Raw genomic sequence first — 12,653 nt, 5'->3', positions numbered from 1 at the left:
GAAAATGAATACTGAGCAGGGAAAGTTGTAAGGCAGGCCATAAGGTTTACCAATTGAAATTCTCACGGTAGCCTCTATAAATAGTCATCATATAGAGTGAATGAAAGCAGAGTAATCATGACAAGCAGCCGAGACGAAATCCTGGCCACAATTAAGAAGAATCAACCCGCCCCGACTGAATTACCGAGTCTGGATCAGGATTGGATTCGATATGACGATCCCCTGCTCCAGTTTGAAACGGTTCTCAATTCGGTGGGCGGCCGAGTGTTGCAGGCAGAGAATTTCTCTCAAGGCCAGTCCGTCATTGCAGAACTGCTGGATACTCTCAAGCCTGAGAAAATCTATTCCCGCGTTCCCGATCTGCTTGGATCAAATTTCGAGGATTCACTGATTACTGATCCGCATCAGTTGGAAGATGTTGATCTGGCAATCCTGCCTGGACAAATCGCGGTTGCAGAGAATGCAGCCATCTGGATTGACGATCAGGACATGAAACACCGCACGGTCCTGTTCATAGCTCAGCATGTTCTGCTCACCGTTTCAAAGAGCCAGCTCGTTAATAACATGCACGAAGCTTACGGGCGCCTCACCTGGGACAAACGGCAATTCGGAGTCTTCGTTTCCGGCCCCTCCAAAACTGCTGATATTGAACAATCGCTGGTCATCGGAGCCCACGGGGCACGGTCTCTAACGGTATTGGTAACAAATGACTAAGGAGTGCTGGTCAGGCTGTTTCTGACCTACATTTTATCGGGCATCAATTGCCTGAGCGAGTGGTCTGACGACGCGATCGATCACATAGTCCCGCAGGATTTCATCGCTCTCTTCCTGAAGTTCCAGCAGAATTTGTTCGTAGGTGGTTTCCGGTGGCAGGCTGCCGTATTGTCGAACTGTGAAATAAATGCTGATTGGCTCTTCCTGAAAATCTCCCCGCCTGACCTGATAAGCGCTCGTGCGAGTCTCCACTAGCAGGCGAGCCTGACGTCTGCAGGATTCCTCCAGAGCAATTGTCATTGAAGGTTCAAAGTTTAGTGGAAGAGCAGAAGGAATATCTTTCAGTGCCGAACACAGTGGACCACCACCGAAAACTTCAGAAACGATTTCATCGTGATTGCCACGATATGCAAAATCGAAACCGATCATGAAATCGAGAGCTTCGCAATCGAGCGGGCTGACCGACAGCATGTAAGGCACTAGTTGCAGCACAAGCATGTGCTGTTCCATCGCAGTTTCCACAGATGTCGGGTTCACACAGCCGCTGCAAATGCGGCGGGGTTCAATCGAAATCCAACGATGCTGTTCCTGGTCTTTATCCTCTTCGAGAATAAAATCACCATTTTCACGCGTATAAAAATTTCGCATCGAGGGATACGTCTTTTGCACCCGCTCAAAGAAATTTAGCACAGTTTCTCGTCCGGAAGGGAGTGCCATTTCCGTATTCAAATTCATGTTGACGAAATAATCATCGCACAGGTTCCCGTATAAAGTTGACATCGGTCCCCCCTGGCAACACGTTGAGTGTTTTCTGAATGTGACTTCCCGGATATGATCAAGCATATCCGGACAGAACTTCGGCAGGCAAGAATTGCCTGGAAAAATGGATTTGTAATTTACTCGACGAATAGTAACTCAGTAGCGTGGTCCGGTCAAAGTCGTCCGCATCTGACATGACACTCCAGACACAATTAGAGGTTCCAGAAATGAAGACTCCACTCTATTTCAATGCGTTTGAATCCGAACTTGGCTGGTGTGCAATTGCAGGGCGAGAAGAAACGGTTTCTCGTGTCGTGATTGGCTGTGAAACACGATTGCAAACCGAAGAGTATCTTCAGAAACAATTGAAATCACAAAATGTGTCATTTGACATTCGCGAGGAAAACTGGTTCCAAGAATGTCGAGTTGCTCTTCAGAATTATGCCAGCGGAGAACCGATCAATCTCAACGTGTTCACTGTTGACCTGAATCACCTGACGCGTTTTCAACAGAAGATCCTGCGTCTGGTCCAGAAAATCCCGTCTGGTCATTTGGAAACTTATGGCAAAATCGCCACCAGAAGTGGACACCCCGGAGCTGCCAGAGCTGTTGGTGGTGCGCTTTCGAAAAACCCCGTTCCTTTGATCATCCCCTGCCATCGAGTGGTTGGTTCAAGTGGAAAACTGACCGGTTTCACCGCTCCTCAGGGCTTGACCCTCAAGCAGCGGTTACTTGATCTGGAACAATTGGCGATCGCATAATCGATCTGAATCTCCCGAAACATAGACGGCTTTATTTCAGATCGTTACATTGATCATCAGAACAACTTACGACTGAAATCAGGAATTTTTCTCATATGAAATATGCACTCGTCATTCCCGATGGAGCCGCCGACGAACCTCAGGATCAACTTGATGGCCGCACACCTTTGCAGGCCGCAGTGACTCCGCATATGGATCAAGTGGCACGCGAGGGAATTCTCGGACGTACTGATAACATTCCCCCTTCCATGCCTTCCGGTAGCGATGTCGGGACGATGTCTCTATTCGGATATGATCCACTGAAATATCACACGGGCCGTGCTCCACTCGAAGCGGCTGCTCAGGGAATTGAATTAGGTCCAAACGATTGGGCGATACGTTGTAATCTCGTCACCATCATCAATGAAATTATGGTCAGCTTTACTGCGGGACAATTCCCGAGTGATCTTGGACGCGAGTTGATTCACAAAATGCAGGAACTGGTCTCAGCCGATCCCCGTTGGGAATTTGTGGCTGGTGTCAGTTATCGAAACTTGTTGCTCTTCAGAAACCCGGAAACAACTGCTCCATTCAATGAAACAACGCTAACCTTTCCTCCACACGATTTGACCGATCAGTCAGTCATCGACAACCGTCCAACCGGTGCGGGCAGTGAATTGCTGAATTCGTTAATGGAGATGAGCAAAGACTGTTTCCGTAATATCCCACGAAATGTGGCTCGCGAACATGCCGGGACTCATCCGGCTACTGAAATTTGGCTGTGGGGACAGGGAAGTCGCCCAGCCTTGACACCTTTCCAGGAACGCTATGGTGTTTCGGGAGCCGTTATCACTGCCGTCGATTTGCTGCGTGGCATCGGACGGCTGATCGGCTGGGATATTATCGAAGTTGAAGGCGCGACTGGCTATCTCGATACCGATTATGCTGCCAAAGGCCGAGCTGCGATCGAAACGCTAAAAGGCGATACCGATTTTGTGGTGGTGCATGTTGAAGCGACTGACGAAGCTTCTCACGAAGGCGATTGCGAAGCCAAGCTCGAAGCTTTGCAGCGTATCGATGGCGATATCGTCGCTCCACTGCACGATTATCTGAAATCTCAGGGAGAATATCGTCTCCTCATTTCGCCTGATCATCCGACATTTCTGCGAACGAAAACACATAGTCATGGCTATGTCCCTTTCGCCATTGCTGGAACTGGAATCACCCCAGATGAAAATGAAACCTACGATGAAATCCGAGCCGAGTATGGAGAAACCTTCAAGGAAGGTCATTTGTTAATGAATCGCTTCCTGAAAGGGTGAGGAAGTAGGTTGGGTTAGCGGATTCATAACCCAACCTACGATCTGATGAAACATTGCAGTTTAAACTTGGGACACCGTTGTTGAAGAAATTGCTAAAATCGTGTTGTCCTCGGGATTCAACAATTACGCTCACTGTCTTGCTGATCATTGCCTTCGTTTTGCGAGCAAGTTATGCGTTTACGCATCTGGAAGAGTTGAGTGTCGATCGGGATTTTTATCTGGGTATTGGCCAGAATGTCTGGGAAGGTCATGGTTTCAGTATCCCCGGATCCAACTCGTCTACCGCATTTCGCCCGCCATTATACATTCTGATAGTCGCCGTCATTCAAGGGCTGACCGGTCTGAAAGGCTTGGCTCTCTTTCAGTGCCTGGCTGGAGTTGTGACCGTCTGGGCGACATGGCATTGCGGTCGACTCTTGAAGCTCGGACGAGGCACAGTTCTTGCAGCCTCGTTTGTGACGTTTGACCCAATTCTGCTCCGATACACTGCTCTGGCGATGACGGAAGTCACCTTTACAATGCTCGTTGCGTTGACAACGTTGCTGTGGCTACGGGAACCGAAATCAATATTTTCTGCGATCATTTGTGGAATCGCATTCGGAATCACGACCTTGTGTCGTCCATCAATCTGGCCAATGTTGCCGGTGATAATTGTCGTGGGATTTCTGGCAGAATGGATCACTCGTTCAAAATCACCAATAAAATCATGCATTCCTATCCGGGCGATTGTGGTTGGTCTAGTTGCTTTTCTGACAGTCCTTCCCTGGGGACTGCGAAACGCTTATGAGTTAGGTCATTTCAAAATTACTACAACACACGGCGGATACACATTTCTACTGGGTAATAATTCCACTTTCTATGAAGCCGTGTTGCACAAATCTCTGGGGACAACCTGGGGGGACTATCCTGTCGATCACCCGCTCAGCCAGACGAATTGGTATCGTGATTTAACCGACAAACTCGATCAGCAGGGTTTAAAAACAGAATTTGAGCGGGATCGTGCCCAGTACAAAATTGCATTTTCCGAAATTCAGCAGGATCCTTCCTCGTTTTGCCAGGCGATTCTTTTAAGGCAATTGCGACTGTGGGCTCCGATTCCTCAAGGTCCTGAAGCAAATGGTCTGCCGAATCTCGTCTTCTTAGGCCTGTGGGTCTTTTATCTCACGTTGTACCTGCTGACTTTGATTGGCATGTTCCGATTAGTTCGATCTCCAACAGAATTGCCCAAATGGGTGTGGGTGCTGGCGATTCTTATCACATTCAGCACGGTCCATTCCCTGTATTGGTCGAATGCGAGGATGCGGGCACCAGTGATTCCTGCATTAGCATTACTCGCAGGACGCGCAATTTCAACACGACATGTTTCCGAGGAAGATAACCTATTCACTTGCGGTAGAGATTCCTGAGAGCAGATTCCACATCGGGATGCTCAAACGAAAACCCTTCCTCTTTGAGTCGTTTCGAGATGCAATATCGACCATAGAGGCCCAATTCGGGATCAGTCCTCATGAAAAGCGGAGCTCCAATTCGAACCATCCATTCGTAGGCGGGCAAGCCGATAGGCATCTTCAATGCCTTACGTAACGCTCGCATAAATTCTGCGTTCGAAACAGGATTGGGTGCAGTGGCGAGATAAATCCCTTGCATCGACTCGTCTGAAATCGCGCGCCAGAACAGGCGGTTCATGTCGTGTTCGTGAATCCAGCTGATTCCCTGCCGTCCATGACCAACCTTTCCTCCCAGCCCCATTCGGACCAGAAATGCCAGCCTCTGAAGTGCTCCACCTGCAGAACCGATTACGAAACTTGTCCGCAAAATGACCTGACGTATTTCTGGCAGGACTGACTGAGCATAAGCTGCTTCCCAGGCACGAGCGACAATCGGTGCCAAACCGTAGCCGAGTGCGGACTCTTCGTCGCAGATCAACTCGGGTGGATCACCGTAAATATGAGCCGTCGACATCTGCACCCAGACTTTGGGAGGCTGTTCAACCAGCTTCAAAGCCTGCCCGAGGACCATCGTTGATTCGACCCGGGAGCGTAATATTTCATCGCAATGATCTGGCGTTTTTATGCAATCCACCGTCCGGCCGGTCAAATTGACCAGAGCCGTCGCACCATTCAAATGAGTAACCCAATCTCCTGGAGTTCGAGCGTCCCAAGTGACGTGTGTCCAATGACCAGTTCCCTGTGGACGAGTACGAGAAAGGAGAACCACATCACATTGATGGTTCTCCAGAAATCTCGCCAGGTTCATCCCCAGAAATCCGCTACCGCCGGCAATAACAACTTTATTAGTTGGGCTGGACAACGATGAATCGATGATCTGCTCCTACCTGGATGGGAAGGTAATAGACACCCTGCGAAGAAAAGTAAGTTACCCCATTACGGGTTTCACTCATCGCATTGAGTGGGAGACGTTCGACAATCGTCCCCGGAGTCGTATTTTGAGCAATGGCAGGTGGCTGATAGGAATTGTTCTGGTTGGAATACTGCTGCTGGGTATTTAGTTGTTGAGGTGCCTGTGATGGCTGTCCGTAAACCTGTGGTGGGTTTGATGGAGCCTGCTGAATGACCGCAGGAGGATTCACATAGTAGATATCACGTTGGACCACTGGTGGTGGATAGTAGCCGTAAGGTGGATATGGCCTTGGACCGTGATGATGAATAATGTGCCTTGGCGGCGGCGGAGGAGCCAGCATTGTGGCAACAGCTCCAATGGCAAACGCGACCGCAGCAGTCGAGCCCCCTCCGTGGCAGTGTCCATGCCCATGATGTCCATGTCCCGCCTGAGCAGGTTGTACGCAGAAAGTGATCAACAGTCCAACTGCGATCAGCGAACGAAATAATAATTGAGTCATCGGAACTCCCTTTCCCCGAATCCAGATCGATCTACCCAGACCGTATCTGACCGTATGTCATCCCCTGACAGACAGCATTTTTCATGAATAGCAATGAAATAAGGCCATTCTCAAAGTTGGCGATTCTTATCAGATTTGCAGATTCATGGCGAGAGCATTTCCACAATTTCCTGTGCACATGAAGAATCAGGAATTGGTGTAATCAAAGGTTGTTGAGATTAAATCAGGTTAAGAACGCTTGAATCCCAAATAAAATTTGACAAAAGGACCGGGACTCCCCACACTTATGTGGTTGCTAATTTAATGCACCTAAGATCGATACCTCTGAAAGTTCTTCAACCCATTGGGGATATACATGACTCTCGACCGGAACAACCGATCACAATTCCTCAGTTCTCTCACCTCATCTGCTTATTTTCCACATATCACGCTGTCATTACTGGGAATTTCGACTCTGTTCGTCTCTTGGTTGTTTATTTCCGCTGAGAATGGAATTTATTGGGCTTCACTGGGGCTGATCGCATTCATGGTTCTGAGTTTTGGCATCAGTCATTTGATGCTCAAACGGGAAGAACTTGCACAAAAGAAATGTGCCCAAAGAAATCCGGCAGAAGAACTAGCTCGATTCCAGCAGGAACAGAATCGCATCTAGTCCCCGTTCAGGGCTTTGATTTGTGCCATTATCAAATTCGAGTTGTGTGCCACTGGCTTCGCCAGTGCAAGTCGAGTCTAAATCTGAAGTTACGATGAACTGCCCAAGCCAGTGTCACCCTGATTTTTAGATGGAACAACCCCCTCGTAGGTCGTTCCATAAAATTATGTGGGTTGAAAATGTCGTTCTCAGTTTTGACGCTTCACCCCGCCAGCCTGCAGCACTTTGCCTATGGTAACAAGACCATCACAGACTGGCCTCTTGCCTGCAAACCAGTATCTCTCGCGAGCATCAAGCCCATATTGGGATTTTGAAGTTCTCATTCCTTGCGCGAAATTCTCTCTTAATGACTGCCGATACCGAACCTGGGCATCTGGGAAGCGTTGATCGTATAAGATACGTGCTTGATACTCTTCGCCGAGAATCACTCCAAGAGGCTGATGTGAATAATGCTGCCTCAAAAATAGATCTAAAATCTCTAGTGCAGGAAGATTCTGTCCGGTTGAATCATAAAAAAAACAGGATTGACCATCGGCACTGATTAAGCAGACTGATTCAAATTCCAGAGATGCGAGCCCAGATTTCAGCCAGTCCGTTTGATTCACAATTAATTGCCGTTCAAGATCCGCAGGGATCAATTCAGGCTGAAATGAGCCTTGAGAATACTTTCTGAGATCATCAAGCGTATCGATGAGTGTCTGATTGGAAGTCAGAATCAGCATGTGTTCTGGAACAATCTGATCATAATATTTCAGCAGCGATTCCAGATAGTTTTCCCGCCCCGCGAAAGGGGCCACCCCACCTGAATTTCGCGCCTGTCGATTCGCAGACATTTGCCCCATATTATGAATTGCATGCAAACTTTCTGCAGAAAGTGGCATCCCTCCCCTGCGATACAAGTCGATCCCGCCCACCTGAGACGATTCCACTCCAGTTGACAAAAATAGACCGGCTTCCGAGCGAGTCTGATCAACCAGAAAACTCGTGGAAGCCGTTGTCGCATTTCCGATATCGATGACCTGACACCCGTGCTCTGCGAGACACTGAATCGCCAGCGCAGTCATTTCAAATGAGAAGCCGTGTAGATCGTGACCGATGACAACTTTCGGTTGAGCAGCCTGATTCTGATCATCCCGTCGTATCCAGTCACTCCATAACGATTCCGTCAATCCATTCAGGATGATCCGCAACTCCTGGCGATCGTATTCATTATGAATCAGCCCACGAAATCCATCCGCGAATTGTGTCTGCTTCGGCTGGGAACGCTCCCACCAACTCTTCAGATTCCGTTGGACTTCAGGAGAAAACTGCTCCAAGTCGTCACGATGAGGACAGACCTGACATTTCTCGAAATGAGAACGCAGTCGTGCCAGATGAATCGAACGTGTAATCGGGCTGGTTTCATCGGGACAGCAATAATTTGCATCTTCAGCAACCAGAGATCTGAGTAACTGGAGTTGATCGCTGACTGACGTTTCCGAATCCATTCTGACTGGCCGTTCGCGAATGACTGTAAAGTACTGAATGACAATCGGCTCAAGCCGATTGTTTTTGGCCGTGAGCTTCGGACTGAAGTCGTTTTGCTTATATGCCAGTATAAATTTTATTGTCCCAGGATCAATTTCGCCAGACCGCAAAAAAGAACCTGTATATTTTGCCAGAATGCGAGAATTACAGCTCGATCACGATGCCAATAATCTGGATTCGAGAGACTTATGGAGCCATTCTCGGAGTGGGAGCATTGGGTAACAATTTTGGTTCTGGACCGAACGCGGTCAAATCTACGGTCAAATCCTGAACTGAGGCAGCCATTTCCAATTCGGAATAGAACTTACTGACGGACCACTGGTCCCATGCCAGATTGGGGAGATATTCCAGAAAATCTCTGGGTAATTCCCGGGAGTTGGTATCGAGAATAGAAGCCGAGGTGGCGATGTCGGTATCAATAGAACTACTCCCGCTCAGAGTAATCAAATTTTTCCAGCCAGCCAGAATATTATGATTTCCATCCCAATGCAGTAAGCCTTCGAGAGTGCGATTTTCGAGTCCAGCCGAAAGTTGAATCATCGGTTGATCAATTCGCCCGAGGATTAAACTGTCTTCAGATCGTATTTTTAAATCGACAGGCTGACGGGGAATGGTCATACCAAGGTCGAACCGAATTAAACCATCGTTTAACAAAGCAGTCACCCGCGAGAGGCGTAAAGTGAGCAAATCCCTTTCCGTCCGCATCGATTTGTCACCATGGAATCGGATCAAGGCGCCATCGAGAGTGAGTAATGAACGACTGACTTCTACGGTCGAGTCATCTGAAGATTCCGTAGAAACCAAGTCCGCCACACCACGGAAAAAACACTCTTCAAATTGGACGAGTCGTTCGACAGTTGCGGCCCCAGTTCCCTGACTCATTTCATCGATAATCTGCTGAGCAGAGCGATTCATTTTCACGATGGAAGCATCCGTCTGATGCCGGGAATCAACGGAAATAGTCGATTGAGAACAACGAAGCTTTGAAGCTCCTTCAACCAAAAACAGAGACCAGGCCTGTGTGACGGCATCTGGAATGACAACCTGCAAATGCAGATTCTTGATCGTTAAAGAACCTCCATTAATCACAATGAAGTCCCGAGAGCGTGATAACGTGGCGAACTGCGACGTATCGAACTGTAAAATCAATTCCGAGCGTGACGATCCACTGATCGTAATCGATTTATCAATCACTTTTAATTGATTGATTTTCTGATAAGTCACCTGCCCCGGCTTCCCCAGATATTCAATCATGCCCCCATCTGGAATAGCTTCCAGAGCAGATTCCAATGTCGCCTGAAAGCCAAGATCTTGCCCTTCGCGTGTGACCAATCGAAATTGTGAGGTCTCATTCGGAACGTTTTTTTTAACCAAAGGCATTCCGGAGACGCCATCAATTTTCACAGGGTTATCAGAGTCTATCTGCTTTAATTCTTCAGTAATATCGGCCCGCAGAATCCCGGCCTGCTGTTCTTCAAATGCAACCCGCCCCCAGTCAACTTCCATTGTGTCACTTTGAAAAAAACCGTCAAACAAATCCCCTGATGTAATTGGCGATGGGTAACCGGGAGGCATCTGACTCAATTCATTACGTTCTCTGCCCGACGTGATGTCGTTAGAATTTATCGTCGCTTCGGCAGATTCCGGCAATGAATCGAGAGGAGAAGTTGTTTGCCCTGAGTTCTGGTTTCTAATTTCCGCAGGAGGCATTTCATTATGGAAAAACTCCTGTGCACTTCCTTTTTCCACTATGGAATCCACCGAACTCTTGAGTTCGTCACCAGATTGTGTCGATTGTTCCAAAGACCAGCGATCAAAGGTGATGGCAACAACGCAGGCAATTGCAAATGTCCCCAGCCACCACCAGAATAGCCGCATCGGGATTGTTCCCGAGTTGCCACCAGTAGAAGTTTGCCATGTCAATCCATCGGGATGAATCGCACGCAATCCCGCCTGAGCCGCCATTTCGAGGAGATCTTCGATCAAAGACTGTGGCGACCAATAGCGATCATCGGGATCGCTCGCCATCATCTTCTTGACAATTCTAGCCAGTTCGCGGGGTATGTTGGGATTCTTTTCACGCGGGTCTGGAGTCGGTTTTCCCTGATGATCGAGGAGTTTCTGCAAGACCGTTCCGTCTGCATAGGGGGGCACGCCGGTAAGCATGTGGTAGGCCGTACAGCCAAGGGAATAAATATCACTGCGAACATCGACATTTCGCGGGTCGCGTGCCTGCTCTGGAGAAATATAATCGAAAGTTCCAAGTGTCGTTCCGGAAACTGTTAAATCCAGAGATTGTTCGTCGAGTCGTTCTTTCCGGGCCAACCCCCAGTCGACAAGTTTGACTTTGCCCGACGACATCATAATCAAGTTCGATGGTTTGATGTCACGGTGCACAACTCCAGCGACTGCTGTGTGCTTCAATGCGACAGCGATTTGCAGGAGGAGATTGACCGTCTCGAACGAGTCGATTGCGCCACGCCGTCGTATCAACTCGCGAATCGTCATCCCTTCCACATATTCAAAGGCGATATAATAAAGCCCTTTGTCTTCGCCAATGGAATAGATTCGGGCGACATTTTCATGATCGAGACGTGCGGCTGATTTCGCTTCGTTTTGAAAGCGCTTGATGGAGGAAGCATCGTTGGCCTGAGAAGGAGACAACACTTTTAGGGCGATCGTACGATCCAACTGCTCATCCCGGGCCTTGAAAACCGCCCCCATACCTCCCGCTCCAATGCGGGACTCGATCACATACTGACCGAGTCGTAGATTTTCCGGTAAACTGGATTGCTCCTCGCGACCTGTTGTTCCTGGAAAGAGCTGAGCTAACAATGAAGAGTCTGGCGGTGTCGAATCGGAGACCTCCGATTTGATTTGTGATGACTCGTCTGATGAACTCGTACGTATGACCGTCACCGGATCCAAACTATGCCCACGGTAAGCCGTGCTCGGGATGTCTTGGGCCGATGATGACATAAGTAAAATCTGTTGATGGAATGAAAATTTGATAGGGTTTTATCGACTTTGCAACTGTTTAACGTACTATTTCCTAATGACGACACGAACGTCGAGAATGTTCAGAATTTTTCCCAGGAAACTGGGACAGAAATAGAAGCTTGCGTCGGAATGTATTGGTGTATAATGGGTTGTGATATTTTATGGTTTCTTGAACCTGCAAACAGTGCCCGAAATATTATACCATGCATCTCAACAGGAAAAATACGATTCCGGTCAAATTTGCGAAATGGCTCACAGTTCGACAAACATCGAGTGAATATGATTTCCTCAAATCTCAAGCAATTATAGAGCGTTCCCAGTGAAAACTGGAGAAATTCAACGATTCTTAAGAACACTGATTATTAACAGATGAATACCAGAAAATAATCAAACCCGGTGGCTGGGGCGACCACAAATAGAAGTCCCCGAATCGTAGAACTTCCGGGAGTTTCCGCTGAAGCGGAGCGACCCCGCCAACCCGAAACGGAAGATCCATCCCCCTGAAGTTCCTTTTCAAGATGTTACAGGAAATCCAGCTTCCAATTGGAGCAGGTTTTGACAGGCCCAGATTATAAAGAATGGTCTAAAATGAAAATTTCACTCTCACCCCAAGGAGAACTCAAATGGACATGCGTTTTATAGTACTCGGTACACTGGTCTGCTTTATTGGCTGTACCGAATCAACATCCCCGCAACCCTCAACAACGGAAACGAGCTCTCCGGCAATTTCGGCGACACCTGTCAAATACGAAGCAGGTCAAACCTTAACAGTGAATGTCCCTGAGATGCATTGTCCCTTTGCCTGCTATCCAAGAGTGAAACAGACCATCACAGATCAACCAGGTGTCGAGAGTGTGGAACTTGTTGAACAGGAAAGCGAAGATGCAATTAACGATCCTCGCATCATTGTAAAACTCAATGGAGAATTTGATTCCACTTCCGCAATTGATGCTTTGAGTAAAGTTGGATTCAAGGAATCGCAAGTCGTTTCGACCAAATAAGAATCACTTGATACTGTAAAAACAAAAAGGGAACCGAAAATTGATTCGGTTCCCTTTTTTCATTGGAACAGGACGACT

General features: G+C 48.0%; 11 protein-coding genes. 6 read left to right on the top strand and 5 right to left on the bottom strand.

Translation table 11 applies throughout. The features are described from left to right. Positions 1–117 precede the first annotated feature (117 nt). Positions 118–714 carry a LutC/YkgG family protein gene (locus Pan54_RS09380; RefSeq protein ID WP_146503235.1) on the top strand — a complete coding sequence of 199 codons (597 nt, stop codon included), beginning with the start codon at positions 118–120 and terminating at the stop codon, positions 712–714. Between the two features lie 33 nt (positions 715–747). Here Pan54_RS09380 and Pan54_RS09375 read toward each other — a convergent pair whose 3' ends face one another. Further along, on the bottom strand, positions 748–1,494 hold the full coding sequence (locus Pan54_RS09375) for a hypothetical protein (RefSeq protein WP_146503234.1): 747 nt from the start codon (positions 1,492–1,494) through the stop codon (positions 748–750). Between the two features lie 206 nt (positions 1,495–1,700). On the opposite strand from Pan54_RS09375, the gene Pan54_RS09370 reads away from it, so the two are divergent. From Pan54_RS09370 to Pan54_RS09360, 3 genes are all read left to right on the top strand, one after another. Further along, complete coding sequence (locus Pan54_RS09370) at positions 1,701–2,234, top strand: methylated-DNA--[protein]-cysteine S-methyltransferase (protein ID WP_165441687.1); 534 nt, start codon at positions 1,701–1,703, stop codon at positions 2,232–2,234. A gap of 95 nt (positions 2,235–2,329) precedes the next feature. Continuing rightward, on the top strand, positions 2,330–3,535 hold the full coding sequence (locus Pan54_RS09365) for a cofactor-independent phosphoglycerate mutase (RefSeq protein ID WP_146503232.1): 1,206 nt from the start codon (positions 2,330–2,332) through the stop codon (positions 3,533–3,535). Between the two features lie 80 nt (positions 3,536–3,615). Continuing rightward, positions 3,616–4,941 (top strand): ArnT family glycosyltransferase, encoded by a 1,326-nt coding sequence (locus Pan54_RS09360; protein ID WP_165441686.1) that lies wholly within the window; start codon positions 3,616–3,618, stop codon positions 4,939–4,941. Here the strand turns inward: Pan54_RS09360 and Pan54_RS09355 are convergent. Continuing rightward, on the bottom strand, positions 4,919–5,845 hold the full coding sequence (locus Pan54_RS09355; protein ID WP_242631270.1) for a TIGR01777 family oxidoreductase: 927 nt from the start codon (positions 5,843–5,845) through the stop codon (positions 4,919–4,921). The two genes, Pan54_RS09360 and Pan54_RS09355, sit on opposite strands and share 23 nt — an antisense overlap. Then, the gene (locus Pan54_RS09350) at positions 5,829–6,395 is read right to left on the bottom strand and encodes a hypothetical protein (protein WP_146503230.1); all 567 of its coding nucleotides are present in this window, start codon (positions 6,393–6,395) and stop codon (positions 5,829–5,831) included. Before Pan54_RS09350 ends, Pan54_RS09355 begins: the two co-directional genes overlap by 17 nt. A gap of 355 nt (positions 6,396–6,750) precedes the next feature. Between Pan54_RS09350 and Pan54_RS09345 the strand changes: the two genes are divergently transcribed. Then, on the top strand, positions 6,751–7,047 hold the full coding sequence (locus tag Pan54_RS09345) for a hypothetical protein (RefSeq protein WP_146503229.1): 297 nt from the start codon (positions 6,751–6,753) through the stop codon (positions 7,045–7,047). 188 nt (positions 7,048–7,235) lie between these two features. Here Pan54_RS09345 and Pan54_RS09340 read toward each other — a convergent pair whose 3' ends face one another. Together Pan54_RS09340 and Pan54_RS09335 are read right to left on the bottom strand one after the other, a co-directional pair. After that, positions 7,236–8,534 carry a hypothetical protein gene (locus tag Pan54_RS09340; RefSeq protein WP_146503228.1) on the bottom strand — a complete coding sequence of 433 codons (1,299 nt, stop codon included), beginning with the start codon at positions 8,532–8,534 and terminating at the stop codon, positions 7,236–7,238. A 226-nt stretch (positions 8,535–8,760) separates the two neighbouring features. Then, positions 8,761–11,553, bottom strand: a complete 2,793-nt coding sequence (locus Pan54_RS09335; RefSeq protein ID WP_146503227.1) for a serine/threonine protein kinase — start codon at positions 11,551–11,553, stop codon at positions 8,761–8,763. 644 nt (positions 11,554–12,197) lie between these two features. On the opposite strand from Pan54_RS09335, the gene Pan54_RS09330 reads away from it, so the two are divergent. Further along, positions 12,198–12,575, top strand: coding sequence for a heavy-metal-associated domain-containing protein (locus Pan54_RS09330; RefSeq protein WP_146503226.1), 378 nt, complete (start codon positions 12,198–12,200; stop codon positions 12,573–12,575). Positions 12,576–12,653: the final 78 nt, after the last annotated feature.

The organism is Rubinisphaera italica, from assembly GCF_007859715.1.
In the GTDB taxonomy this organism is placed as follows: Bacteria; Planctomycetota; Planctomycetia; order Planctomycetales; family Planctomycetaceae; genus Rubinisphaera; species Rubinisphaera italica.
The sequence above is the reverse complement of the archived record's forward strand: the minus strand, read 5'-3'. Positions and strand labels throughout refer to the sequence as shown.